Source organism: Candidatus Paraluminiphilus aquimaris, assembly GCF_026230195.1.
GTDB lineage: Bacteria > Pseudomonadota > Gammaproteobacteria > Pseudomonadales > Halieaceae > Luminiphilus > Luminiphilus aquimaris.
The window spans coordinates 403,200-429,648 of the sequence record NZ_CP036501.1 but is presented as its reverse complement, the minus strand read 5'-3'; the positions used below and the strand labels follow the sequence as shown (position 1 = coordinate 429,648).

18 protein-coding genes are annotated in these 26,449 nt (G+C 52.9%); 14 read left to right on the top strand and 4 right to left on the bottom strand.

Features of this window, described 5'->3' with window-relative positions:
- Positions 1–102: 102 nt before the first annotated feature.
- The 5 genes from E0F26_RS01865 (at position 103) to E0F26_RS01845 (ending at position 6,702) form a co-directional block, all read left to right on the top strand.
- A complete protein-coding gene (locus tag E0F26_RS01865; protein ID WP_279242351.1) occupies positions 103–1,506 on the top strand; it encodes an ADP-ribosylglycohydrolase family protein in 1,404 nt (467 codons plus the stop codon).
- A 178-nt stretch (positions 1,507–1,684) separates the two neighbouring features.
- Positions 1,685–2,617, top strand: a complete 933-nt coding sequence (locus E0F26_RS01860) for an MBL fold metallo-hydrolase (protein ID WP_279242350.1) — start codon at positions 1,685–1,687, stop codon at positions 2,615–2,617.
- Positions 2,618–2,721: 104 nt separating this feature from the next.
- Complete coding sequence (locus E0F26_RS01855) at positions 2,722–4,641, top strand: S9 family peptidase (protein WP_279242349.1); 1,920 nt, start codon at positions 2,722–2,724, stop codon at positions 4,639–4,641.
- A 156-nt stretch (positions 4,642–4,797) separates the two neighbouring features.
- Positions 4,798–5,532: a hypothetical protein gene (locus E0F26_RS01850; protein WP_279242348.1), complete on the top strand. Its 735-nt coding sequence runs from the start codon at positions 4,798–4,800 to the stop codon at positions 5,530–5,532.
- 66 nt (positions 5,533–5,598) lie between these two features.
- Positions 5,599–6,702 carry a glutathione S-transferase family protein gene (locus E0F26_RS01845; protein ID WP_279242347.1) on the top strand — a complete coding sequence of 368 codons (1,104 nt, stop codon included), beginning with the start codon at positions 5,599–5,601 and terminating at the stop codon, positions 6,700–6,702.
- A gap of 50 nt (positions 6,703–6,752) precedes the next feature.
- Here E0F26_RS01845 and E0F26_RS01840 read toward each other — a convergent pair whose 3' ends face one another.
- Positions 6,753–7,355 (bottom strand): isochorismatase family protein, encoded by a 603-nt coding sequence (locus tag E0F26_RS01840; protein WP_279242346.1) that lies wholly within the window; start codon positions 7,353–7,355, stop codon positions 6,753–6,755.
- 151 nt (positions 7,356–7,506) lie between these two features.
- Here E0F26_RS01840 and E0F26_RS01835 point away from each other — a divergent pair, with 151 nt between their 5' ends.
- The 5 genes from E0F26_RS01835 (at position 7,507) to E0F26_RS01815 (ending at position 15,551) form a co-directional block, all read left to right on the top strand.
- Positions 7,507–7,917: a VOC family protein gene (locus E0F26_RS01835; RefSeq protein WP_279242345.1), complete on the top strand. Its 411-nt coding sequence runs from the start codon at positions 7,507–7,509 to the stop codon at positions 7,915–7,917.
- Positions 7,918–8,063: 146 nt separating this feature from the next.
- Entirely contained in the window at positions 8,064–8,972 is a 909-nt protein-coding gene (locus tag E0F26_RS01830; protein ID WP_279242344.1) for a hydroxymethylglutaryl-CoA lyase, read from the top strand.
- Between the two features lie 25 nt (positions 8,973–8,997).
- The gene (locus tag E0F26_RS01825) at positions 8,998–11,052 is read left to right on the top strand and encodes a hydantoinase/oxoprolinase family protein (protein WP_279242343.1); all 2,055 of its coding nucleotides are present in this window, start codon (positions 8,998–9,000) and stop codon (positions 11,050–11,052) included.
- Between the two features lie 14 nt (positions 11,053–11,066).
- Positions 11,067–12,920 (top strand): hydantoinase B/oxoprolinase family protein, encoded by a 1,854-nt coding sequence (locus E0F26_RS01820; protein WP_279242342.1) that lies wholly within the window; start codon positions 11,067–11,069, stop codon positions 12,918–12,920.
- A gap of 108 nt (positions 12,921–13,028) precedes the next feature.
- Positions 13,029–15,551: a TonB-dependent receptor gene (locus E0F26_RS01815; protein ID WP_279242341.1), complete on the top strand. Its 2,523-nt coding sequence runs from the start codon at positions 13,029–13,031 to the stop codon at positions 15,549–15,551.
- Positions 15,552–15,672: 121 nt separating this feature from the next.
- Here the strand turns inward: E0F26_RS01815 and E0F26_RS01810 are convergent, their stop codons facing one another.
- Positions 15,673–16,845 carry a CaiB/BaiF CoA transferase family protein gene (locus E0F26_RS01810; RefSeq protein ID WP_279242340.1) on the bottom strand — a complete coding sequence of 391 codons (1,173 nt, stop codon included), beginning with the start codon at positions 16,843–16,845 and terminating at the stop codon, positions 15,673–15,675.
- Positions 16,846–17,058: 213 nt separating this feature from the next.
- Between E0F26_RS01810 and E0F26_RS01805 the strand changes: the two genes are divergently transcribed.
- Both E0F26_RS01805 and E0F26_RS01800 read left to right on the top strand, forming a co-directional pair.
- Positions 17,059–17,889: an SDR family NAD(P)-dependent oxidoreductase gene (locus E0F26_RS01805; RefSeq protein ID WP_279242339.1), complete on the top strand. Its 831-nt coding sequence runs from the start codon at positions 17,059–17,061 to the stop codon at positions 17,887–17,889.
- Positions 17,890–18,177: 288 nt separating this feature from the next.
- Complete coding sequence (locus E0F26_RS01800; RefSeq protein WP_279242338.1) at positions 18,178–20,871, top strand: TonB-dependent receptor plug domain-containing protein; 2,694 nt, start codon at positions 18,178–18,180, stop codon at positions 20,869–20,871.
- Between the two features lie 63 nt (positions 20,872–20,934).
- On the opposite strand, the gene E0F26_RS01795 is transcribed toward E0F26_RS01800, so the two are convergent.
- Positions 20,935–22,623 carry an amidohydrolase gene (locus E0F26_RS01795; protein WP_279242337.1) on the bottom strand — a complete coding sequence of 563 codons (1,689 nt, stop codon included), beginning with the start codon at positions 22,621–22,623 and terminating at the stop codon, positions 20,935–20,937.
- Between the two features lie 182 nt (positions 22,624–22,805).
- A complete protein-coding gene (locus E0F26_RS01790) occupies positions 22,806–23,516 on the bottom strand; it encodes a formyl transferase (RefSeq protein WP_279242336.1) in 711 nt (236 codons plus the stop codon).
- A 119-nt stretch (positions 23,517–23,635) separates the two neighbouring features.
- Between E0F26_RS01790 and E0F26_RS01785 the strand changes: the two genes are divergently transcribed.
- Both E0F26_RS01785 and E0F26_RS01780 read left to right on the top strand, forming a co-directional pair.
- Positions 23,636–24,940, top strand: coding sequence for an APC family permease (locus E0F26_RS01785; RefSeq protein ID WP_279242335.1), 1,305 nt, complete (start codon positions 23,636–23,638; stop codon positions 24,938–24,940).
- A 196-nt stretch (positions 24,941–25,136) separates the two neighbouring features.
- Entirely contained in the window at positions 25,137–26,441 is a 1,305-nt protein-coding gene (locus tag E0F26_RS01780) for a spinster family MFS transporter (RefSeq protein WP_279242334.1), read from the top strand.
- Positions 26,442–26,449 lie beyond the last annotated feature (8 nt).

Sequence of the window (26,449 nt, the reverse complement as noted above, 5' to 3'; positions counted from 1 at the left end):
ACGTTACATTGGCGCAAGGGTAACCTGCCAAGGGAGCGGTTTCACGCAGGCGATACCGATTGATGGCTGCTGTGTGGTGAATAGGGGTTTGCTAAAAATACAATGGGCGTATCAGTTATCACGGTCAGGAAGCGCTCGGCTTTGGAAGGTCCGAGCATTGCCGGTTTCGACATGAGACGAGGAGGCTGGGTTGCCAGTTGGAAGTGGTTACTCGTTTTTTCGATTTTAGTCTCTGCGGGCTGCTCAGACGATCCGCCTGACGAGCTTTTCGTGGTCGAGACCGAGCGAGAGGTGCTGCATGACCGCTGGCAAGGCTTTTGGCTTGGCCAATCTATCGGTAACTGGACGGGACTTGTTACTGAAATGGATAAAATTGGCGGCGGGGGCCCGCACGGACAGTTCTACACCCGCGATGATTGGGGCGGCATGGATCAACCGGCTATCTGGTCTCATTTGCCAAGTGACATCTCGGCGACGATAGATTTTGTCCTGAGGCGTCCTGGTGAAACCTGGGGTGCGGATGACGATACCGATATCGAATATATGTATTTATCGGCAATGGACGATCTGGGTCTTGAGACGCTAGATCCTGAGACTATTCGTGATGTCTGGTTAGCCCATATCTATGACGAGCAGTTACCTACCCCCTACGGAAAGGACGGTGCGGTCTATCAAAATTATTTATGGGTTTCCAACCAGACGGCACACGAGCTGATGTTGAAGGGAGAACTACCTCCCCAAACGGCCGCCCCAGCGAATAACCCTCATGGGGAAATGATTGACGCGCAGCTCACCACCGAAATATTTGGTCTTTTCGCACCCGGCCGGGTCGATGTGGCTCTGGATGTCGCTTATTTTCCTATTCGCACGGCAGGGTATGGCGATGCAGTTATCGCTGCCGAGTTCTACGTGGTACTTCATACCCTGGTGGCTGATGAACCCCGCGGGCCAGTGTCGCCTGAGCACCTCTTAGCACTCGCCCTTAGAGCTCGCGAGCACTTGCCTGACGCTTCAACGCCGGCCGCGATGTTTGACTTTGTGTTAACCAATTACCGTGCGGGTCTGCCTTGGGAGGCGACGAGAGATCGGGTCTATGAGCGGTATCAAGTCGCGCAGGCCGATGGTTATGACATGTCGAGTAGGGGCCTCTATTGCAATGGCTGTTTCGCCTCGGGAATCAATTTTGCTGCAAGCTTGATCTCACTTTTTTATGGGGGGGGAGACATTCAGGAGACGATTAAAATTGCGGCGCTCGCAGGGTGGGACGCTGATAATCCCGCAGCCACCTGGGGAGGCTTGCTGGGGTTTGCTTTGGGAAGAGATCACCTTGAAGAGGCTTTTGGTGGTGCCCTATCGGGTCGATTTAATATTCATCGAACGCGCAAAGGCTTTGCGAACGAGGGTATTGATAGTTTTGAAGCGATGGCTTCCCGTGCCATAAGGGTTTCCTGCCGCATCACGCGTGACGAGAACACCGAGCGAGCGGGCATGAATCAAGCCTGCTGACGCATGCTGTGCGAGGGCCAGTTACGCCACGACGGGCTAAGCAAGACTGGCTATGTAAGTCACGAGCATTTAGTCTCGTGAAAACCTCAATAAGCCGATTGTGCCAGCTACGCAACGTGCTGAGCACAACCCAAATGTACCCAGGGGGCCCAGTTTGCACATCTGCGCGAAAACCCGCATGAAAATTGCCAAAACCATTTGCTCACAAACCTTATTGCTATGGTTTTTAGTACTCACCCTGCCCAGTTTCGCTGACACTGCAGGGACGGTCACTCAAGTCGCTATGCTTGGCACAGGGACACCCAACCCGTTTCCGGAGCGGTCAGGCCCCGGTGTTGCCATTGTCGTTAATGATGAGGCCTACCTCGTTGACTTCGGGGCCGGTGTAGTACGCCGAGCCGCGTCGTTATCTCCGGAGTACGGTGGGGAAATTCCGGGCCTTGCGGTTGAAAAACTTAACCATGCATTCCTGACCCATTTGCACTCGGATCACAGTGTGGGCTTACCCGATTTGTTGCTGACCAGCTGGGTGGCGGGGCGCGACCGTCCGCTTAGGCTATTCGGTCCAGAGGGCACAGCTTCAATGGCTAAGAACATTATTGCCGCCTACGAAGAGGACATTCGTTACCGACTCTACAGCGATCAGCCTGCGAATAATCAGGGGTGGCGTATTGATACATCTGAGGTGACGCAAACAGGGGTTATTTTTAAAGACAACAATGTGACCGTCGAGGCGTTTCGTGTGCCACATGGAAGCTGGCCCGATGCTTGGGGGTATCGCTTCACGACCCCGGATAAAGTCATTGTCATCTCAGGCGATACGGCACCCTCAGAGCGTTTGCTCGAATACGCCAAAGGCGCGGATATTTTGATTCATGAGGTCTACAGCCTAGAGGGCTTTCAGAAAAAAGAACCTCGGTGGCAGAAATATCACGCGGGAAACCATACTTCTACTCACGAGTTAGGCGCGTTGGCAGTCAAGGCGAGACCGAAATTATTGGTGCTGTATCATCAACTACTTTGGGGCTCGAGCCATGAGACCCTGTTGAGGGAAGTGCGAGAAATATATGACGGCGAAGTCGTCTCAGCCAGAGATCTCGATGTCTATTGAACCGACATTATTGGGGTGCTCATCCGTTATATATGAGCGCCGTTTCGTAGTCAGAATCCGAGCTCATAATTTTTAGAAAGGTCAGCCCAATAGGAGTCCAAAAGATGAATAAACGATGGTTTGGCGGCGCGGTCGCCGGCGCTTGTATGTTTTTAGGCGCGTGCGCGAGTGAAGAGTCCGCCCTTGAAGCAAATGCACCCCTGGTACACGAGACCTACTCTGCGGCGCAGTTCTTCGAGACTACAAGTTATCGTATGGGCGGAGCCGGTCCTTATGCGTTCTCTGCCGAGAACGGCGATCTCCTCATTAGTTCAGATGAAACCGGTGTCTACAACGCATATCGCCTTGACACGGAAACCCGTCAAATGACCGCTTTAACGGCGTCGGCTGATCGGGGTGTGTACGCGGAATCGTGGTTTCCCAGAGATGATCGTTTTATCTATCAGCAGGACGGCAATGGCGACGAACTCACACATGTTTTTGTGATGTCTGAGGCGGGTGAGATTACTGATCTGACCCCGGGTGAGGGGCACAAGGCGGGCTTTGCAGGCTGGGCTTCGGATGGCGAAAGCTTTTATATCTTCAGTAACGAGCGCGACGGCGGTGCGTTTGATATGTATCGCTACAGTGCAGCGGATTACAGCCGAACTATGCTCTATGAGAACAGCGAGGGCCTAGACCTTGGTGCTATAAGTGACGATGGGCGCTGGGTCGTATACGCGCGTAATAACAGTAATGCCGACAACGACCTCTTTCTCATCGATGTCACCGAAGAAACGCCAGAGTTGGTAACCATTACTCCGCACGAGGGTAATGTCGAGTACTCAGCGATGGGTTTCACGCCAGACAACCAGACGTTCATCTATTCAACCAATGAGTTTGGTGAGTTCAATCAGGCTTGGACGCTTTCGCTAGAAACAGGTGAGCGAGCGCCGCTCATCACTGAAGATTGGGATGTCATGTACGTAGGTTACTCACCCAGCGGTCGCTATCGCGTAAGTGGGGTCAACAATGACGCAAGCACGGATGTGTCGTTGATCGACCTGCAAACAGGTGACGCTGTCGTGCTCAATAATGTGCCAGCGGGTGACCTGGCCCAAGTGCGATTTAACCGTGACGAGACAGCGATTGCCTTTGGCTTGAACCGCGATACGGCGCCTTACGATTTGTATTATATGCCTCTGGGTAGTGAAGCCACGCGGCTTACAGCTGCCCTCAATCCCGCAATTAACAGCGAATTTATGGTGGAAGGCGAGGTTGTTCGCTTTGCCAGTTATGACGGCCTCAACGTTCCCGGCATCTTGTACCAGCCGCGCGAGGCATCATCAGAGAATCCGGCGCCCGCTTTGGTATGGGTACACGGCGGTCCAGGCGGACAGAGCCGCAAAGGGTATTCAGCCGCGATTCAGCATTTGGTAAACCATGGTTATGCGGTCTACCAAATCAATAATCGCGGCTCGAGCGGTTATGGCAAAACGTTTTATCACCTCGATGACCTTAAGCACGGTGAGGCTGATTTAGGCGATGTTGTTGCGTCACGCGAGTTTCTTGCATCCTACGACTGGATCGACGGTGACCGCGTTGGGATTATCGGTGGCTCGTACGGCGGTTATATGGTTGCCGCAGCCCTTGCCTTTGAGCCTGAGGCCTTCGAGATAGGCATCAATATCTTTGGCGTGACGAACTGGCTTCGCACACTTAAATCCATTCCACCTTGGTGGGGTGCCTTCAGGGATTCGCTCTATGCAGAACTGGGTGACCCTGCGACGGATACCGATCGTTTGACGGCTATCTCACCACTATTCCATGCGGAAAATATCGTGAAGCCTTTGCTGGTCGTTCAAGGCGCTAACGATCCGCGCGTCCTTCAAGTGGAGAGCGATGAGTTGGTGGATGAGGTGCGAGCGAACAATGTCCCGGTTGAATACGTCTTGTTCGAGGACGAAGGGCACGGCTTCAGAAAACGCGTTAACCGAATTACTGCGAGCGAAGCCTACCTGGGGTTTTTACAGACCTACCTGTGACATAAAGAAAGACGGCTCGGGTGAGCTGAGTCGTCTTTCTCTGACACATTGTGACAGACATCTCCGAAACTACTGGTGAATAGTCCTTCACTCTCTAGACTGGGGTCAGGACCCATGTCTTGGGCCCTCCATTCTAATAAAAGCTAGGGGATTGTTATGTTCAAGAAAATATTAACTATCAGTAGTATTTTACTCAGTACGTCGGTTTTAGCTGCGCACCACGAAGAAACACCCATGATCGCGGAGATTTATGAATGCAGCCTGAATGAGGGCGTGATGGTGTCAGATCTCGTCGATTTTGCGCGATCAGACTTTAAGGCCTTTGCGGATGCAAATAGCTTCGCCATGAATACCTTCATCTGGGAAGCGGTAGCGGTATCACCGCCCTATGATGAGCCCGACTTGAGATGGGTCAATTATTTCCCGACTTGGGGTGACTATTTCGCCAGTGAAGAAGCTTGGCGCACGACCGCACAAGATGTCGCAGCGGGCATTTTTGAGCGCGTCTCTTGCAGTAAGGCGCGGACACTTGCCGTGCACAATGCCGGTGCACAACCTGCAGCGTCGCAAGAGAAACCCCTCATTGCCATGGTGTGCAACCTCGACGAGGGTAAAACAATCCAGGATGCACTCGCTTACCGCAAGGGCGTCAATAAAATGGCGAATGACATGATCGACGGGAGCGTTGGCAGCGCAATCTTTACACCTGCGCTTGGTATTACCGGGTTTGACTATGTCGCGATGGTATCGGGTAAAACCGCTGATATGGTGGCTGTGATGGATAATGTGCGCAGTGGCAAGGCGGCTAAGGCAATGCAAAAGGCGGGCTTAGAAAATCCGGCGCAGTGCATTACTGACCTCCATCGTTCGCACCTTGTTATCTCACGCTAGTCGTAACTAGCTTACTGTTGTTGAGAAGCCGTCTAGCATAACCTCTGAAAAGAAGAGGGAGGCGGTATGTCTGACAAGCCACAGGTGCTCGAGCTGCGAGGCTCGAGCATCTCTTACTTTACCGGCAAGATGGAAAATTACTTTCGGCTGAAGGGCATTCCCTATCGCTTTGAGAGTATGGTTTTTCCTGGAGAGGTGGCGCGAAATAAAAAAGTTCTGGGCCTCTCCCAGATGCCGGTCGTCCAGTTGCCCGATGGCCGCTGGATGACCGATACAACGGCGATGATCCAATGGTTTGAAGCCGCGTATCCGCAAAACCCTATCGTGCCCAATGACCCCATACTTGCCTACGTTTGCTATTTACTGGAGGACTGGGCCGACGAGTGGTGGTGGCGCCCAGCCATGCATTATCGGTGGTATTACGAGGAGGGTGCGCGATTTGCCTCTGGTCACCTAGCGCGAGAGATCACGGGTGGCATGCGGCTTCCGCTGTTTGTGAAACGCAGGATGCTGCGTAGACGCCAACGAAGCGGCTACACCTCTGGCGACGGTATTGGGCCTGATGCGGTGTTGGGTGTCGAGGCTGATGTCACCGCTTTATTAGCGGTACTAGAAGGGATTTTTACCAAGCGTCCGTACTTGCTGGGCGACTACCCCACACTTGCCGATGTTGGTTTTTCCGGGCCCTTCTTCCGCCATTTCGCGTTGGATCCCATACCGCTTCAACTACTCCGACACACCGCACCTAAAACGCTTGAGTGGGTCATGCGGTTGTGGAACAGCAATCCGTCATCCTTTCAGGGGGCGTTGGTCGACCCAGTGCCAAACGATATCCGAATGCTCCTGGCTCACATGGCGCGAGGGTATCTACCCTACCTAAATTCAAACGTCGACGCGGTAGCAGGTGGCAAGTCGCGTTTCACCACAACGGTTGATGGTGTCACTTACACCAAGGCACGCTCGTCTCGATACCGCGTTTGGTGTCTTGCCGAGCTACGCCGACATTACAGGGTCCTATCGGCGGGAGCCGAGGCTCAGTTGCAGGCCCTTCTGAAGGAGACAGGGTTATGGGAGCCACTTTGGCATCGCGAGCACTTGCCTTTGCTTGAGGGTCAAGAGCGTAAGCTGCCGTTTTGGGCTGACAACAAAATGACGATGATCAATGAATGATGCGATGACTGGATCGTAAAGTGATCTTCCTACTCGGCGTGATCGGTCTTTCAGAGTAGCTGCAAGGTTTCCTCAAGGGGCAGTACGTCAACATACTTTGCGTTGAGGTCATACAAGTTAGCCTTGTGAGCCGCTAGGTCGCGATCACCCGTCGCTTCCTCGACGATCACGACTTTAAAATTGTGCTGAAGTCCGTCGACGGCAGAGGCACGCACGCACCCACTTGTGGTGAGGCCGGTCACGACAAGCGAGTCGATGCCTTGTTGGGTTAAGAGATCGGCCAGTCCCGTGCCATGAAAGGCGCTGGCATGGGTTTTTTCAACGAGGGTATCGGACGCATGCACAGGGAGTCGTGAGTCAATGTCACACCAATGTGAGCCACGAGTCAGAAGATTGAGGGCGGGCACCCGAGCACGAAAAACCGAGGCTTGATCATCGCGATCGTAGACCACACTGGTGAGATAGACGGGATGACTCCGCTCGTGAAAAGCCGCCATGAGCACCTTGTTCGCATCGATAACCGACTCTGCTTCACTCCCCAAAGGGCAGGCTGGGTCCGTAAAGCCGTTAATCATATCGACAATCAGTAGGGCGGGACGGTTCCCCAACCCCTGCGCTTGGCGTGCAAGTGCTTGTCGCGGTGTGCTCGTCATTGCGCCGTTCCTTTGAAACTAGAAACACATGATGCTACGTAGGGCAGAAAGGTCGCAAGACAAACTCGATGCGTATCAAGGCGGTGAACCCTCGGTGCTGCGTTATCGAGTGGGCGCAGAACGCCAAATGATAAACAAGGGGTATACTTTTGTGGCTGAGAAATTCGATCTGACGCATATCCATCATGTAAACGTATTAGTGCGCGATATCGAAACCGCCAAGCAACGTTATCGAGACGTATTCAATGTGAAATTTATCGATGAACCGCTTCCCTCCAGAGGTGTTCTCACTTCACGGTTTTCACTTGGAGACTCTTGGCTTGTATTGGTTCAGCCTGTTGCAGAGGGTGAGCCGATGCGGCAGCTTCGTGAGCGAGGTGAGGGCTTATTTCTCTTGTCTTTGGGTGTTGCTCAAACAGAGCGACCCGCCCGCGATGGAGTGTACTCATTCGATGAGAGTGTTGAAGTTAGGGAGGGTATTTCGGGTTGGCGAGTTGTCGATCTCAAAATGGACGGCATGTCGACGGGTCAACTGCAGCTTGCCTTCGGCCAAAATGACTAAGTTGTGTAGGGTCATTTTCGATCCGTTAGCTGGTCAGGACGGTACAAACACAGTAGACATACATATTCTTAAAATTGCATACATACGCTGATTCAAATGAGAAAAACTCGGCGCGTGGATTTAATAAATTTCTCGGATAATGGCTCATGACGGACAGAGTGACGATCAAAGAAGTTGCGGCACGAGACGGGCTGCAGGCGCAGTCAGTCGAAATTACGCTTGACCAGCGGCGTGAGCTGATCGAAGCCTTGGCGAAGGCCTGCGTTCCCGAGCTCGAGATTGGTTCATTTGTATCACCCAAAGCGGTCCCTCAGATGGCAGGAACCGACGAGCTGGCGAGAAGTCTCCCCAAAACCGGCCCTAAGTTCAGTGCGCTCGCACCGAACATGAAAGGGTATGAGCTTGCTCGTCGTGAGGGAATAGATCAGATAGCGATCGTGCTGTCGGCAACGGAGCAGATGAATCAAAATAACATTCGCAAGAGCCTCGTCGATACATTCGCCATGGCGGGCGATATTTTGGCACGGGCACAGGACGACGATGTCGAGATCCACGCCTATTTGGCCGTTGCCTTTGAATGTCCCTATGAGGGGAAGGTTGCCTTATCCACCGTGCTAGAGCAGGTGGGCGAGCTGATGCGCAATAAGCCTGCACGATTAGTCATTGCCGACACGATCGGCGCCGCCAACCCAAGAGATGTTAAGTCGATGATGTCCGAGCTTGTCAGCCAATACGGGCCTCAGCTTCTGGGTTGTCACTTCCACGATACACGAGCTATGGGTCTCGCCAATGTCTTCGCTGCGCTCGATGCCGGCGTCCGACAGTTTGATAGTTCCGCCGGCGGCTTGGGAGGTTGTCCCTTCGCTCCCGGTGCAAAAGGCAATGTTGCGACGGAGGATGTTGTGATGCTGTGTGAAAGCTCAGGGCTTGCGACCGGCATCGACCTGGAGGCACTTCTGCAGGGTGTCGAGTGTTTGACTCAGATGATGGGCGCTCAGCAAGGCGGCCGAGCGCACTATTGGCTTACAAATAACTGGCAGAAAATCGCCAACTGAATAACGAGATAAGAGGACGAACAACATGTCATACCGTCTTGGCGTCGATGTGGGGGGAACGTTTACCGACTTCCTTCTACTAAACGAGGACACCGGTGAAACCAAGACGGCGAAAGTGCCGTCAACACCCGAGGACTCGTCGATTGGTGTGCTAAACGGGGTTGCAAAAATTTGCGACTCGTCCGGCATTGACCCGGCAGATATTAAGTTGGTGATGCACGGCACAACTGTCGCAACCAATGCCGTCCTGACAGGTCGCGGGGCCAAGGTGGGTCTCATGACGACATCGGGCTTTGAAGACACGCTCCAAGTCGCGCGCTCGTTTTGCCCTGGCGGTCTGGGCGGCTGGGTGACATTCGTAAAAAAGCCTTTGTTGGCACCACTTGAACTCACGATTGGTGCGAACGAGCGTATTGCCGCCGATGGCAGCATTGTCAGAGAGCTTGACGAGGCCGCATTGCGCGAGTCACTGCGACTAGAAATGGCTGATGACATTGAGGCGTTAACGATTTGCTTTATCAACGCTTATATCAATGCAGAGCATGAGCAACGTGCGCGGGAGATCGCACAGGAAGTCTACCCTGATATTCCGATCTCCATTTCAAGCGAAGTTGTGCCGGAAATGCAGGAGTACGAGCGTACGGAGACGACGGTGGTAAATAGTTACGTCCGTCCCGAAGTCGCCCGCTACGTTAATAACCTTCAGGGCGCCTTGAACGAGCGCTTGGGCAATGACACCCAGCTCTCGATTCTTCGCTCTGATGGAGGTCTGGCATCGAGTCGGGCCGCTGCAGAATCACCTGTGAATCTGTTGATGTCAGGCCCAGCGGGCGGCGTTACCGGCGCCTTGTTCTTCTGTACCAAGGCGGGCTTTAGCAATATTTTGACCTTTGATATGGGCGGTACGTCTACCGATGTGGCGCTTATTCAAAACGGTCGCGCCCGGGTTCGACGAGAGACCTTCGTGGGTGATGTGCGGGTTCGTGCGCCGTCGGTTGATGTTCGCACTGTGGGCGCAGGTGGCGGTTCGATTGCCTTCGTCCCCGAATTAACGAAAGCATTGCGGGTGGGCCCTGAGTCCGCGGGCGCAGTGCCTGGTCCTGCCTGTTACATGAAGGGTGGCGAGGCCCCAACTGTATGTGATGCAAACGTGGTTCTCGGTTATTTGCCCTCGGATGTGCAACTGGGGGGCGATATGCAGATCAATCGAGATGCATCGGTTGCTGCAGTTCAGAGCGTCGCCGACGCCATGGGAGTCGACCTTATGGCGGCGGCGGAGGGCATCATCAAGATTGTTAACGAATCTATGTTTGGTGCGCTGAGATTGGTGTCCGTCGAGCAAGGTTACGACCCTCGCGACTTTGCGTTGGTGGGTTTTGGTGGCGCAGGCCCGCTACATGCGAATGCCTTGGGTATTCTGACCGAGGCCTGGCCGGTGATTGTTCCGCCGGGTCCCGGTGTTCTGTGTGCTTACGGCGATGCGACCACGCGCGTGCAGGATGAGGCGGCGCGGACCTACATCACAATGGCATCGGATCTCACGGCCGATAAGCTGGCGGACGATTTACTGACGCTCAAAGCGCGCGCCAGCGAATCCTTGATTGAGGATGGCATCGACGAGGATCGTTTAGAGGTTACCTACCAGGCAGATCTTCGTTACGCCGGTCAGGCTTTCCAGATTACCGTCGAATTCACCGAGGCCGAACTCAGAGCAAAGGGCGTCGCTGTACTCACGGATCAATTCGATGGCGAGCACGAGCAGCTCTTCACCTTCAAGCTTGGCGATGGACACGAGATTTTGATGATCCGCGCCGTTGTCGGAGCATCGGTTACCTTGAAAGCCGACATCTCTATTCCCAAGGGGTTGGGTGATGTCAGCTCTGCACTGATTCATCAGAGCCGATTCTTCTACGAGGGGGATTGGCACGAGGCTGGCATTTATGACCGCGGGCGCCTTGGGGCTGACGATGTGGTCGCCGGGCCGGCGATCGTTTCCGAGATGGACTCAACAACGGTCGTCTTACCCGGCCATTCAGCAACAGTAGACGCGGTGGGCAACTTGCTCATCCAACCTGCGTAATCGGGAGACGCGAAATGACAGCAACGATTATTCAGACCAATAACCAAGCGCTTCAGTCGGTCGAGGTCGACGGTGTGACGGTTGATTTAATTGAAAATGCACTGCGCAATGCCCGCGAGGAGATGGACGCCGTTTTGTTTAGGACGGCCATGTCTCCCGGTATTCGCGAGCAGGGCGATTGCTTCCCAATGATTGCCAACGTCGAAGGCAAAATGGTGGTGGGGCAGTTCGGCTCATTCATTGGCCCCTTTTTGAGCGCTTACGACGCCGAAATCGAAGAGGGTGACATCATCCTTACCAACGATCCTTACCTGTGTAATGCCGCGGTTTCTCACCTGCCGGACTGGGTGGTTTTGGTGCCTATTTTCAGGAATGGTCGACACATTGCGTGGTCTGCGATGTTCGGTCATATGTCAGACAACGGCGGTATGGTACCGGGCTCGATTCCAATTGAGGCGACAACCATCTTCCAAGAAGGCATCCGTATTCCGCCCACTAAGCTGTACAAGAAAGGTGTTCTTCAGGAAGACCTCTTGGAGCTGATTCTGCACAACGTCCGAACACCGCAGTGGAACCGATTCGACTTGAACGCGCTGGTTGCTGCCTGCAATACCGCCGCCAAGCGTGTGGTTGAGCTGGCAGAACGATTCGGCGATGACGTTTTGTATTCCACTATGGATACCATGCTTCAGCGTAACTACGACGCCATGAAGCACATCATTGGCATGTTCATTCCAGAAGAGCCTCGCGAGTTCGAGGATTACATTTGTGACGACGGTATGGGCATGGGTCCCTACAAGATCAAATGCACGTTGTGGCGCGAGGGCGACAAAGCGATTTTTGACTTCGCGGGGACTGACCCACAGGCGCAAAGCTCAGTGAATTTCTTCTTGAACGAAGACATGTTCAAAATGTTCTTTGGCTCGTTCACTATCAACGTGGTCGACCCCCAAATTGTCTTTAATGATGGTTTTTATGACCTCGTTGATGTGCGGATCCCTGAAGGGACTCTCTTAAAGCCAAAGTATCCAGCTGCACTCTCGGGGCGAACTCATGCGCTCGGACGAATATTCGATATCTTGGGAGCATTGCTGGGCATGGGTGCGCCAGAAATGATGCTCAATGCTGCGGGCTTTTCTGACTCACCGCATTTGTTCTACAGCGGCTATGACAAGAAGGGTGAGTGGTTTCAGCTTTTCCAGATTGGCTTTGGCGGGGTTCCGGGTCGTCCAGTCGGAGATGGGCCTGACGGGCACAGCTTGTGGCCCGGGTTCACCAACGTACCTAACGAATTTATTGAGTCTTACTTCCCATTGCGAATCGAGCGGTATGAAACGATTCCCGATTCGGGCGGGGCCGGTTTGCACCGCGGAGGCAACGGCCTATCGGTCGCCTACCGATTCTTGGCGGATGGGCAGATCGGTGTACACGACGAACGCTGGTTAACGTACCCGTGGGGTGTGCTTGGGGGTGAGACAGGTCGACGCTCTACGAAACGTTTAGTGCGCGCCGACGGCAGCGAAGAGTGGCTCCCGGCGAAGGTTGAAGGAATCAAGGTCAAAGAGGGAGATATCCTCTACTTCAATACGTGGGGTGGTGGCGGCTGGGGCGACCCTTATGCCCGCGACCCTGAACTCGTAAAGACCGATGTGGACCGAGGTCTGGTAACAGAGGCCGGCGCGCAACGTTACGGTGTGGTCATTGAGGGTGGCGAGGTAAATGTCGATGCCACTCATGCGATGCGTCAAACATTGGTTGCTGAGCGAAGTGAGATCCCCCTGTTTAATCGCGGCGGCACCGTGGAGGAATTACGCAGTCGCTGTGAAGCGGAGACACATATGTCTGCGCCCGTTGCACCCACTTTTTGAGTTGGTGCGTATAAAAGGTGCAATTGAAGATCGGCTTCGTTGTCTGAGCGTCGGTCTGTGCAAATGAAGAAAGCCGCGCAAGCGGTAAAACAAGAAAGGAGTCAACGTATGTTGAACAAAAAATCACCGCTGTTCCTGGCCGTTTTGGCCGTAACAGCAACCACTCAAACACCTGTTGCGCTGTCACAAGATTCAGGCTTTGTCATAGAAGAAGTTGTGGTTACGGCGCGAAAGCGTGCAGAAAACCTTCAAGAGGTACCTATCGCAATTAGCGCTATTGATGCCACAACGATTGATCGCGCAGGCATTGAGCGCGCCGGTGATTACATCAGCTTGATTCCTAACGTGACGCTGGTCGATACGGCCAACGTTGGTGATACCCAAGTCAGTATCCGAGGAATCGTCTCTACGCGAGACGCTGAGTCTACGTTTGCTTACGTGGTTGATGGTGTGCTGAGCACTAACCCAAACAGCTTTAACGAAGAAATGTTCGACGTAGAGCAAATCGAAGTTTTGAAGGGCCCGCAGGGAGCGCTTTACGGGCGAAATGCCGTGTCGGGCGCAATCTTGGTCACCACTAAAAAGCCCAGCGACGAGCCAGAGGCAGAGGTTGCTGTAGGCATTGGGAACAATAACAGTTTCAAGGCGCGTGCCGTTGTCAGTGGCCCTGTTGGTGAGGATGCAGCCGGTCGAATTGCGGTAAGCACACGCGAAACCGATGGTTTCTACAGCAACAGCTTTACGGGCGAAAAGGGAACGGTTGATTACCTCGAAGATACAAGTGTTCGCGGACGCCTTGTATGGAATGTCAGTGATGACTTAGAGCTCGATTTCCGTGCCGGATACACCGACGTTAGTGGTGGTGCCATTAACTTCAACGCGGCCTTTGCCATTCCCGCATTTGAGGCGGCATTCGGCAGCCCTGCTTTCTTCGCTGACCCCAACGATCTTGATTTCAACTTTACCTTCAATGTCCCGGGTGAGAACGAGCAGAAGACCTCAGATTTCTCCGTAAAAGCAGACTACAGCATGGACGGTATGGACCTTGTAGCGAGCTTTGCTTACACCGATTTGGAGGAGTACCTCCTGTCTGATGGAACGTCTGCGACGTTCTACGGTTACGAACTTACGTCACAGTGTCAGGAAGATCGTGCGACGTTGAACAGTTTTGCGCGTCCTGACCTGTTCGGGCCGGCTGCTGCGCCGTTCCTGGTATTACCGTCGGGTGATCCTGCGAATGATTTTGCGGGTGTTTACGGACCTTATACGCCGACATCTTGCGACGGTTACCAGTACCAAGAGCGAAACCAAGAAGATATGAGTATCGACGTGCGTTTAGTCTCCAATAACGAGACAGGACCGCGCTGGATCGGCGGTGTTTATTGGGCGGAGATTGATCGTGAAGTCGTGGTTGCCTACGGCGCGGATACGGGGAATGGATTCTTGCGCCAGCCCTATGTGCCGGCCTCGGGTCCGAACCCCACTGATCTGCTGTTCTGGGACAAGTTTGATACGACCGTTACAGCCCTTTATGGTCAGGTAGAGTGGGATCTTTCGGATACCCTTGAACTTGCTGTGGCGGGCCGATACGACCGCGAAGAGCGCAGTGTCGATAACCAGGTGCCTAACGTCACTAACTCAGGTCTGAATGTGAACCTTGTTGATCCAGCAACGTTTGCACCTCTCCCGATTAACCCTGCATTAGCGGGGGGGTCGATTCCCAATCGAAGCGCTGATTTCAATCAGTTCCAACCCAAAGTCACACTTAGCTGGGCAGCATCCGATGCGATGAATTGGTATGCATCTTACGGGGTCGGTTTCCGGTCGGGTGGTTTTAACAGTGTCGGTACGAGTGACACGCTGAACTTCTGGTTCAATTCAGGATTTGGCGGTCCCGGTGAGGCGGTTGATGCTCAGCTCCAAATCACGGACGACTATGACAAAGAAGTATCGACGTCGATTGAAGTCGGCTTTAAAGCAGAATTCATGGACCGTCGCGTTCGAATCAACGGTGCGGCGTTCCGCACTGATGTGGAAGACAACCAGTTCTTCGAATTCTTTGCAGGTCCCTTTGGTCTCCTGAGGACGGTAACAACGATCGACGAACTCACCATTAGTGGTTTCGAGATCGATGCATCATTCGCAATGACTGAGAACCTCACAGTCTACGGTGGTGCAGGTTTCCTTAACTCAGAGATCGAAGAGAATAGAAATCGTCCTCTGTCAGTCGGGAACGACGTTCCGCAGGCGCCCGATAGCAGCGGTAACTTAGGCGTTGAGTGGGTGAGCTCGGTAGGTTCCGGCATGGATCTCGTCGCACGCGTCGACTACCAATATGTCGGTGAGACGCACTTCCACACACTGCAGGGCGAGCAAACTCCCACTATTTGGAATGCGTTCTTTGCACCGGGATTCAATCAAGACTTTTCGAAGTCGGCGCGTGACGCCTACTCGACAGTTGATGCGCGTATAAGCCTTGAAGCGGCGGACTGGACCCTCACCGCATGGGGTCGCAACCTGACGGATGAGAAGTACCTTCAGGAAGTCATTCCGGCACCCGAGTTTGGTGGAACCTTTAACCACCCCTCAGCACTGAGGGGCTATGGTCTTGACTTCAGCTATCGTTTTTAGGGGTTAGCTGCACAACGGATCTAAAACACGGATCCAAAAAAGGGGGCTTATTAGCCCCCTTTTTTATCAGCATTCGTTTTGTGGCCTTCATCCGTGAGGCGCTTTACTAAGCCAGGGTACCCTACAGACCTGCAATCTCTTCATCAGATAAGCCCAGTAACCCACCCAGAATCTCTTCATTGTGCTCGCCTATGGCCGCACCGGGCCACATAGTCTCCCCGGGCGTGCGCGATAGCTTGGGCATGATGGCGGGAATTTTTAGTGGCTCACCATTTATTTCAACGGTCTCAAACATGCCGCGAGCGTTGTAGTGAGGATCGGCGAGCATGTCCTCGACACTATATATAGGGCCAACGGGCACACGAACTGCTTCCAATTTGTCGATAATGTCAGACGAGTTGTGGGTTGCGCACCACTCAGATAGCGCCTTATCGATCCGCTCTTGATGCACCACTCGACCGGGGTTGTGCTCAAGCTCTGGATCCGCCGCGATATCGGGTCGACCAGCCTCGGTCATTAGGCGTTTGAAGATGCTGTCGCCATTGCCGCCAATGACAACGTGTTTGCCGTCTTTGCATAAATAGGTATTCGTCGGAACGATGCCCGTGATGGTGGTACCTGACGGCTCACGTACGACGCCTGCTCCATCAAACTCAGGAACAATGCCCTCAAGAAGGTTGAAAATGGATTCGTAGAGAGCGACATCCACCACCTGACCCTCTCCCGATTGGTGGCGCTGGATAATGGCTAGGGCCACGCCAAGTGCCGCGTGAATGCCGGCCAAGGTATCGCCCATCGATATATTGGGTCTCACCGGTGCTTTACCGGGTTCACCATTAATATACCGGAAGCCCCCGTAGCCTTCAGTAACTGAGGCATAGCCGGGCTTGCTTGCAAACGGGCCCGTTTGCCCGTAGCCGGATATTCGCGCGTAGATGACGCCCGGGTTACTTTCTTTGACCTTGTCGGGTCCCAAGCCCCAGCTTTCCATTAGCCCGGGTCTGAAGTTTTCAACCACGACGTCGGCCTTACACAGGAGGTCGAAGGCGAGTGCCCTACCTCGCTCGGACTTGAGGTCGAGCGTCACGCTTTTTTTGTTCCGCGCAAGTGAGTGGTACCAAAGTGACGTGCCATCTTTGACTTCACGCCACTGTCTAATGGGATCGCCGGTAGGCGGTTCGACCTTGATTACCTCGGCGCCGAAATAGCCGAGAATGGTTCCGGTGAAGGGGCCAGCAAGAAGTTGCCCTAACTCAATAACACGCAATCCTGCGAGGGGTCTTTGGTCTGACATGTAAATTTCCTTGGTATCAAGATAACTATACGCAGTCTGGACCCAGACAGTCTTAACCACGCGTTAGTTGGAGCGGTTTTCATGATATCCCCGCTTGTGAGACAGGGGCATACCCCATGAGCATTCGTTATGTCGCAAACACAAAACTTAAGCTGATCTCTGTCTTTAGATTGAGTACAGTTTCAGTTGTTAACAACAATAAGGAATAGGTACGTGACAGAGTTAGCAAATAAGGTCATATGGATTACCGGCGCCTCGTCGGGTATCGGCAAAGCCCTCGCTACAACAGCCGCCGCGCAGAATACGAAACTTATCTTATCTGGGCGCAGGGTAGAGGCGCTCGAGGCATTAGCCCAAGCCTTACCGGTGGATTGCTTAGTACTACCTTTTGAGGTGACTGACTATGCCGTACTTGCTGAGAAAGTGGATGCGGCGTGGGCGTGGCAGGGCAGAGTCGATGTGCTAGTCAATAACGCAGGTATTAGCCAGCGGTGCTTGGCGATCGATGCGCACCCCGAGGTATACACCGACCTTATCAACGTCGACTTAATAGCACCGATTTGGCTGACGCAGCTGCAACTCTCACGCATGGCTGACGCGGGGGGCGGTCATATTATTGCCATCAGCTCTGTCGCAGGTCGTATTGGTGCGCCGTTGAGAACGGCTTACTCGGCAGCGAAGTTTGGCCTTATCGGCTACATGGATGCACTGAGAACCGAAGTCGATCGCAGCCATAACATAAAAGTCACCAATATTCTTCCAGGTTCGGTTGCGACAGATGTCTCGCGCAACGCCTTGACGGGCGATGGCTCCAAGCGCGGCATGTCCGATTCGGTCATCGACGCGGGCGATGATCCAATGGATTGCGCACGTTGCATTTGGGAGGCGGTTAATTCGGATACGCCCGAATACATTTATGCGAAAGAGATGGAGATGGGCTTAGCGCAGATGCGCCATGGCGATCCCGACACCTTTTTTAATACGATTGCTGACTTCGGCGCACAAACCGTATCCGCCTATTGGAAAGAAAAAGAAGACGCTTAATTACACTGCCGGCCCCCCTCCAGCCTGTTCGCTGGGGGAGATAAGGACCGTTAGTTGAGGTTACACGGCGACTTCCGTCTCGTAGCTGTCCAAGCTGCTTTTCTTACCTGTGTGAAAAGTCGACATCAAAATGCTGGTAACGTTTGTCACTTTTCTGTAACTTCGCGCATTCGATAACCCGCAATGCAAAACTAATTTGACAAATTTTTTGTCCAATTACTTTTACGTTGGTTGTCGGAGGTGGAGTTGCCACTCCGAAACATCATGAATCTCTAAAGGAGAATGATTGTGAATACATATTTCCCACGTAAAAAGCTGGCAATACTGGCTTTAGCCGTCCCTGTAGCGATGGGGCTTCCCCTCCAAGCTACTGCTCAGGATAGCGACCTTGAGGAAGTGATCGTTACAGGTACTCGTGTAGCTGACCGCTCTGCGGCAGACTCGCCCGTTCCTGTTGACGTTATTACTGGTTCAGAGTTCCGTGACAACGGCTCAACTGACATCCAAGACATGTTGCGAACGTCGGTTCCTTCATACGACGTAAATGCGCAGCCTATTAGTGACGCGGCGACAATCGTTCGTCCTGCGAACCTGCGCGGTCTGTCTCCAGACAATACGTTAGTGCTCGTTAACGGCAAGCGCCGTCATCGCGGTTCTGTTATTTCGTTCCTCGGTGGTGGTATTTCCGATGGCGCACAAGGTGTGGACATTTCAGCGATTCCTTCGCTTGCGCTTAAGCAAGTTGAAGTGTTGCGTGATGGCGCATCATCACAATACGGTTCGGATGCCATTGCGGGCGTAATGAACTTTATTTTGCGCGACGACGCAGAAGGCCTTGAAGTTGTTACACGCTATGGATCAACCTTCGAAGGCGACGGCAACAACTACATGGTTTCTGCCAACCTTGGTCTGCCACTGGGCGACAACGGTTTCATCAATATCACGGGTGAAGTTCGCGATGTTGAAGGAACTGTGCGATCGGTTGTCCGAAGCGACGTCCTCGCGGGTATTGCAGGTGGTTACGCGCCAGTCTCTGACTTCCGCACCATCAACTCTTACACAAACGAAGCGCCACAATACTGGGGCCAGCCAGACGTCGAAGACGATAACAAAATCTTCTTCAATGCCGCTTATGAGCTGAATGACTCTACTGAGCTCTATGCCTTTGGTAACTACGGCGAGCGAACGGTCACCGGTGGCTTCTTCTACCGAAACGTTGTTGGTAACGGCAGCGGCGGCGGTCAGCGCGGTGGTGTTTATCGTGGACCACGTGTTGACCCTCTCACGGGTATGGCATCTGACGCGGACGATGCCGTAGCATCGGTTCTCGTTGGTGACATGGACGGTGGAAGCAGCTGTATTGACGGTATCCCATTGCCCGGCAATGGCGTAATCCCTGATGCAGGCTTCTTGGCTTCTGTAACGGCTGACGCTAACTGCTTCTCGTTCATTGAAACGATTCCTTCGGGCTTCGTCCCCCGTTTTGGTGGCGACAACGAAGACTCAGCAATCGCTGTTGGTATCCGTGGTGATTCAAATCTCATGGGCGGCGTTTCTTATGACCTAAGTGCGCAGCGTGGTTCAAACCGCACTGACTACTTCATTCGCAACACTGTGAATGCGTCTTTGGGTCCAAATACACCGCGTGACTTTGTCCCAGGTGGTCAGGAGCAGACAGAGACGGTCTACAACTTGAACTTCGTTAAGTCAGTTGACGCAGGCTTTGCCTCAGACCTTAACGTTGCCTTTGGTGCTGAGTACCGTGAAGAAGAGTTTGACCTCTTCGCAGGTGATGCAGCGTCTTATGCGTTGGGTCCATTGTCATCACAAGGATTCTCATCAAGCTCAAACGGCTTTGGTGGCTTCCCTAACGACACGTCGGCCTCTCAGGACAGCACGGCTTACTTTGTTGACCTGGAAGCGGATGTTACTGATGCGTTGACGTTGCAAGTTGCAGCGCGCTACGAAGACTTCAGTGCCTTTGGCACAACCACCAACTACAAGTTGGCAGGTGTGTATCGTTTAAGCGATGACGTTCGCATTCGTGCGGCACGTTCTACGGGCTTCCACGCGCCTACATCAGGTCAGGCCAGCATTACCAACGTTACAACACAGAACGTGAACGGTGTGCTAGTTGATCAGGGCACGCTGCCATTCTTCTCTGCAGCAGGTCAGTTGGCGGCAGACTTCATTGAGAGCGCTGGCAACGGCCGTCCAACACTGGGCACCGAAGATGCTGATAACTACTCAATTGGTATCGCAGTCGACGTAGACAACTGGTCGTTCACGCTGGACTACTACAACATCAAGGTTGAAGATCGTATTGCACTCGGTGCTAACGTTGATTTCTTGGCTGCACTTGAGTTCGCTGACACCGCCGGTGGAAGCTATAGCTCAGTAGGCGAAGCGTTAACTGCGCTCGACGCTAACGGCACGATCGATCGTCAGCAGTTCTTGGGTTTGGATGATCTTGCTCAATTCCGTTTCTTCACAAACGGTTTTGGTACGACCACAAAAGGCCTTGATCTTGTCGGTAGTGTAGATTTTGATGCGATGGGCGGTGCTTCAACCGTAACGTTTGCGTTTAACTACAATGAGACGTCTGTCGACAGCCGTGGATCTATCAACCCCATCTCTGATGGCCGTGTTGAAGCGCTGGAAGATCAGCTTCCTAACCTCAAAGGTAACATTGCGTGGAACCACCAAATTGGTGATATCCGAGCGCTTGTTCGTGCGAACTACTACGGCGCGTGGACATCGACTAGCAATGGCTACAGCGTTGGTTCAACGACAATGCTTGATGTGCAGCTTGCTTATCAGGTAACTGAAGAGCTTGAGCTCACGTTCGGTGTGGATAACCTCTTTGATGAGTATCCTGATCGCAACCCAGGTGCAGGCGGTGTAGGCCAGCTTTACCCAGAAGATAGCCCGTTCGGCTTTAACGGTGGTAGCTGGTATGTACAAGGTCGTTACAACTTCTAAGTGAGTTGAACCTCTAAGAGAAAACCCGCCATTAGGCGGGTTTTTTTTGTGCCTAAAACAAGGTCAAGGAGCTTCATAAACGATCTCACCTGAAACAATGGTCATCGCAACATTGGTAGAGAGAATATCTGACTCCTCTACGGTCATAATGTCGCGGTCAAGTACGGTTATATCGGCCTGTTTACCGACCTCAATGGAGCCAAGTTGGTCTTCCTCAAATCCTGCGAAGGCATTCCACAAGGTCATCGATTTCAGTGTCTCCTCGCGGGTCATGCGCTGACTTAACTCAAAACCACCCTCAGGTGTACCTTTGAGGGTCTTTCTTGCCACCGCTGCGTAGAAATTCGCCAATGGATTTATTGGCTCAACAGGTACGTCAGTGCCGTTTGCAAGGTGGACACCTGCGTTTAAAAGATCACGCCATATGTACGCCCCCGTTTCAATCCGCTCTTGACCCAGTCGGTCAATGGCCCAAGGTCTGTCAGAACTCATATGTATGGTTTGAATAGATGCAATGACACCCAAGTCAGCAAAGCGGTTAATGTCTGAGCAAATTAAATGTTGAGAATGCTCGATTCGAGCTCGATGGTCGTAAGGCGCCAGCTGCGCGGCCTCAATGGCATCTAATACGACGGTATTTGCCTTGTCGCCAATAGCGTGTGTGTTGATTTGCCAGCCGTACTTAACCGACCGCTTCATTATGTCGATTAAGCGATCTTCGTCGAAAGTTTGCACGCCCGAGGTGCCTGGATCGTCGGTATACGGCGCATGAAGCCAGGCCGTGCGAGATCCGAGAGCGCCGTCCATCACGGCTTTGAAGGAGCGGATGGTCAAACGAGAGTCGTCTTTGGCAATCAAGGGTGCTCTGGCGAGCCAATAGTCCGAGAGTGCTTCATCTTGCGCACTCACCATGGTGTATACCCGAAGCTTTAGGTCCCCGGAGTCATTGAGCATTTGCTGCGCTTTGATATCGGTTTTACCCGCGCCAGCGTCATGGAAGTTGGTGATTCCCCAGCGAAATGCGTGACGTTGGGCGGACAAGATGGCGGCCTTGGCGGAATCAACCGATAGCGCGATGAGGGGGTAGGCAAGGTCAATCGCATTTTCGTGCAGGATGCCCGTAGGGTTTCCTCTTGTATCCTTTACGATCACTCCCCCCTCGGGTGGCGTCGTGGTAAAGCTAAGGTTGATCTCGTCCATCGCAGCTTGATTGATGAGCGCCGAGTGTCCATTTGCATGCCCCAAAAATACCGGGTTATTGGGACTTACCTCAGAAAGGGACCGGTGGGTGGGAAAGCCATCGACGGTTATTTTAGGTTGTGATTGCCACTTGCTTTGATGCCAGCCACGTCCCTTGATCACCTGTCCGGGCGCTGCTTTGGCAGCTGCATCGGCAACCATACCGACAATGGTTTGGTAGCTGTCTACGCCATTGAGGTCGAGGTTGGTTATAGATTCGCCCAGGCTGGATAAATGACCATGGCTTTCAATGAAACCGGGGTAGGCGATTCGCGAATCAAGTTCTATCTCCTTAACCGGCCCGCTTGCAGCCAGGCGGGCTCCCTCTAGAGAACCCACGTAGCTAAAGCGGCCATTAGAGACAACCACGGCCTCCACGATAGGCGAGTCGTCGTTGGCCGTGTAAATCGTGCCCGTGATCAGCAGATCGTCGGCGACACTCGCGTTAGAAAGTGCGGTCATGGAAAGGGTGGTAAGAAATGCAGTGAGCATTCGCTGCAGAGATGTGCGCATTGTCTATGGCCTCAAAGTTAATATCTGTTCGGAGGTGCCCAGTGTAGAGCGAAACGTAAGTCAGTCGAATCCGCAAAGGACTAAGAGGGAAGACAGCCAAGGCTTGCTTTGTCGACTCATGAGGGAAGGGCAGGGTCTTGGTGCCGTCGGGTAGCGACTTCGCGCGCCCTCGATCAAAGCGTTTAGTAAAGTTTCCATCCGCTCTCTTCAAAAGCATCTAAGTGCTTGGGTTCTGGAAAACTGTAGTAATGGCCGTCGGGGAGGTTCTTTTTTTGTCGCTTTGCGAGCGACTCGATATCACCGAGGGCCCTGACTATCTGCTCGACACCCGGCTCATAGAGCGCGCGGACTTGCTGGCTATAAGTGAGTCCGTGTCGAACGGGCTGTGTGCAACGCGAAATTATCTCGCCAGAGTCTATTTTATTGTCAGTGATCCAATGGAGCGTTGTTCCCAATTCTGACGCGCCATTAAGTAATGACCAAAAGCTCGCCATGACACCTTTGTAGTCAGGAAGCAGTCCCGAGTGGAGGTTAATGACACCCAATCGAGAAATTGAAATTGTAGATGCCTGAAAAATTTGTCCGAAACGAATACTGACCACCAGATCGGGTTTAAAGTCAGTGAGTTTTTCAGCGTCAACGCCGTTTATGTCGGTTATAGCATTTTCAAAACTGTTAGCAGATTTAGCGAGCTGTTCGAAGGAGTTTCCGGGCAGCGTATCAAATGATTTCTCAAATTCCGCTAACTTTTGCAGTCGATTATCACGCTCGACCTTCGTGCCAACATGCTCAGAATAAAAAAATCCAAGTGAGTGCTCACTTAGTTTTAACGTTAATAAATTAAGCGCTAGGTGGGCGTAAATATCGCGGTTATAGAAAAGAGCGATGCGCACGATAGATCCTCATTTATGTCAGCTGCGAACATACCTGTTAGATTATAGCGCTGTGATTGCGGTCCGCTTGCCAGCGTGTCATATCGCACTATTTTCCAGCTTATTTAGGTTCGTCACATATGTCGCAGACAGGCGGTTATTCGGTCAATGTTGCCACGGCTGTGGTGATTGCCAATATGGTCGGGACCGGTGTCTTTACCTCGTTGGGGTTCCAGTTGTTAGCCATCGAATCAACGGGCGCTATTATGTGGCTATGGGTACTCGGTGGTCTCTGCGCATTGTGCGGCGCCCTTTGTTACGCCGAGCTTGGCGCACACCACGTCGGCTCGGGCGGCGAATACCATTTCTTATCGGAGCTGATTCACCCCTACGCAGGTTTCCTCTCTGGCGGTGTGTCAGCCACTGTCGGCTTTGCGGCGCCGATTGCTCTGGCGGCACTCACTTTCGGTGCGTATTTGGCGACTGCCTTTCCCGAAGCGCCACCGAAAGTAACGGCGAGCCTGCTGATTCTCGCAATGGTGGCCCTCCATATTCGGACCTACCGTGAAAGTTCTCGGGGTCAGGTTCTGCTCACCCTGCTCAAGCTGGCTTTGATTATTCTTTTTATTGCGACAGCGTGGCTCGTTGGGAGTCAATATCCGCAGCAGCTACCCTTGGTCTCACTTCTGGATGTAGGCGAAGTTGCAACCGGCGCGGGCGCTGTGGCACTTATCTATGTCACTTACGCCTACTCGGGGTGGAACGCGGCAACCTATATTTTGGGTGAGTTGGAGGAGCCGCAACGCGACTTACCTCGAGCGCTTGTTGTGGGCTGTGCGGTGGTAACTCTCGTTTATGTAATGTTAAACACGGTTTTCTTAACATCGGCACCGCTGGGTGACCTATCAGGAGAGGTCGAGATTGCCTACATAGTCGCAGGTGAGGTGCTGGGTTCAGGGGGAGCGTTCGTCGTCTCTCTGCTGCTCTCTGGCATTTTGATATCAACCGTGAGCGCCATGGTTATGGCTGGCCCTCGCGCGCTGCAGCGGTTGGGTGAGGATTACCGTGGATTACGTTGGTTAGGCGCTATCAATTCTCATGGCTTACCCCGCAACGCCATTATATTGATGGGTGTTGTGGCACTTATTTTTCTTTGGACATCGACCTTCGAGCAAATACTGCTATTTGCCGGACTCGTTATGGCCACGAATACGCTTTTCACCGTGATGGCTTTATTTATTAGTCGCGCCCGTCGCCACGACGACGCTAAATCCGTATTCACGATTCCCTTTTACCCTCTCCCCGCAATTATATTCTTGACGATTACAGGCTGGACTGTGCTTTACACGGCGGTTCAATACCCTATTCAGCTCGCTTTAACGCTCGCCTTGATCGCTCTCGGCTACCCTTTCTTTCGGCTTCTAGAGCGCCAGCGGGGTAATTAAGCAACGGGCCTATGCCCGGCGGCTATCATCGCTTGTCTGCGGGTCACAAGAACGAGCGTGTTGTTATTTTCGTCTTCGCCCATTCCTGTTTTAAGTATTAACGCTGGTCCACCAATGCGATGTTAGTGTAGCTTTAAGTCACGAACGCGGCTCATTGAGCGTTCACCGCAAAACATAATTCAAATAGTGGTAACCAATGACAGATACTAATTCAGCGGAGCAATCCGTAACCAACCCGTACGGCTCAACGAAAGCTGCCTATTACGCGCTCGGTATCCTTACCCTCGTTTACAGCATCAACTTTATCGACCGGCAACTTCTGTCGATCCTGCAAGAGTCGATTAAAGCCGACTTAATGTTGAGCGATGCGCAGCTTGGTCTGCTCACTGGTTTTGCATTTGCTCTCTTTTACACATTTGCCGGTCTCCCCATCGCGAGCTTGGCCGATCGTAGCAATCGCCGAAACATCGTGGCGATCTCACTTACGATTTGGAGTGGTATGACCGCGCTAAGCGGTCTCGCTCAAAACTATTGGCAGTTACTGCTTGCACGCGTAGGCGTGGGCATTGGCGAGGCTGGCGGCAGTCCGCCGTCGCACTCAATGATTTCCGATATGTTTCCGCCAGATAAGCGAGCCAGTGCCATCGGTTTCTATTCAACCGGAATCAGTATTGGCATTCTTTTTGGTTTCCTTTTTGGAGGCTGGCTCAATGAGTTTTTTGGCTGGCGAATCGCCTTTTTCGTGGTGGGGGTTCCGGGTGTCATTCTTGCTACAATCCTTTATTTGACGGTACCCGAACCCATTCGTGGGCTTACAGAAAATCGTGTAACCAGCGGTGACAACCCGACAATGCTGGCAGTTTTTAAGCTGCTCGTAAGCCGTCCTTCCTTCATCTTTATGGCACTGGGCGCTGCGATGAACGCCTTCGCGGGCTATAGCACGGCAAACTGGGTGGCGTCTTTCATGATCCGCACGCACGAGATGCCGACCGGAGAGCTCGGTACATGGTTGGCACTGATTATTGGCGTGGGTGGTGCGATAGGTGTTTTTGGTTCTGGGGTCTTGGCAGACAAGTTAGGCAAGGATGACAAGCGTTGGTATATGTGGGTGGCGGTTTGTGCCTGCGCGATTTCTGTACCGTTACAAATTAGCACGTTCTGGGTAGACGGTCCTTACACGGCACTTTTATGTATGGTGATTCCGTCGGTCCTGGCCAACGCTTACCTTGGCGCAACGATTGCCTCTGTTCATGGCATGGTGGGGCTTAAGATGCGTGCGGTTTCGTCAGCATTATTGTTCTTCATTCTTAATATTATTGGGCTCGGTATGGGACCTACCACCGTTGGTTTGGTGAGCGATTTAATGGTCGATCAACACGGTACGGACTCCCTGCGTTACGCCATGATGTATATCGTTCCAACCGCTATGTTTATTTCGGGCGTTCTTTATATGATTGCCTCACGCTTTATCCGTGAAGATCTATCGAAGGCACCGGACTAAGATTGGTT

What these genes read in the sequence shown, in the direction of transcription:
- E0F26_RS01865 (WP_279242351.1), top strand. Translation starts at nt 103, where the DNA reads ATGGGCGTATCAGTTATCACGGTCAGGAAGCGCTCGGCTTTGGAAGGT.
- E0F26_RS01860 (WP_279242350.1), top strand. Translation starts at nt 1,685, where the DNA reads ATGAAAATTGCCAAAACCATTTGCTCACAAACCTTATTGCTATGGTTT.
- E0F26_RS01855 (WP_279242349.1), top strand. Translation starts at nt 2,722, where the DNA reads ATGAATAAACGATGGTTTGGCGGCGCGGTCGCCGGCGCTTGTATGTTT.
- E0F26_RS01850 (WP_279242348.1), top strand. Translation starts at nt 4,798, where the DNA reads ATGTTCAAGAAAATATTAACTATCAGTAGTATTTTACTCAGTACGTCG.
- E0F26_RS01845 (WP_279242347.1), top strand. Translation starts at nt 5,599, where the DNA reads ATGTCTGACAAGCCACAGGTGCTCGAGCTGCGAGGCTCGAGCATCTCT.
- E0F26_RS01840 (WP_279242346.1), bottom strand. Translation starts at nt 7,355, where the DNA reads ATGACGAGCACACCGCGACAAGCACTTGCACGCCAAGCGCAGGGGTTG.
- E0F26_RS01830 (WP_279242344.1), top strand. Translation starts at nt 8,064, where the DNA reads ATGACGGACAGAGTGACGATCAAAGAAGTTGCGGCACGAGACGGGCTG.
- E0F26_RS01825 (WP_279242343.1), top strand. Translation starts at nt 8,998, where the DNA reads ATGTCATACCGTCTTGGCGTCGATGTGGGGGGAACGTTTACCGACTTC.
- E0F26_RS01820 (WP_279242342.1), top strand. Translation starts at nt 11,067, where the DNA reads ATGACAGCAACGATTATTCAGACCAATAACCAAGCGCTTCAGTCGGTC.
- E0F26_RS01815 (WP_279242341.1), top strand. Translation starts at nt 13,029, where the DNA reads ATGTTGAACAAAAAATCACCGCTGTTCCTGGCCGTTTTGGCCGTAACA.
- E0F26_RS01810 (WP_279242340.1), bottom strand. Translation starts at nt 16,845, where the DNA reads ATGTCAGACCAAAGACCCCTCGCAGGATTGCGTGTTATTGAGTTAGGG.
- E0F26_RS01795 (WP_279242337.1), bottom strand. Translation starts at nt 22,623, where the DNA reads ATGCGCACATCTCTGCAGCGAATGCTCACTGCATTTCTTACCACCCTT.
- E0F26_RS01785 (WP_279242335.1), top strand. Translation starts at nt 23,636, where the DNA reads ATGTCGCAGACAGGCGGTTATTCGGTCAATGTTGCCACGGCTGTGGTG.
- E0F26_RS01780 (WP_279242334.1), top strand. Translation starts at nt 25,137, where the DNA reads ATGACAGATACTAATTCAGCGGAGCAATCCGTAACCAACCCGTACGGC.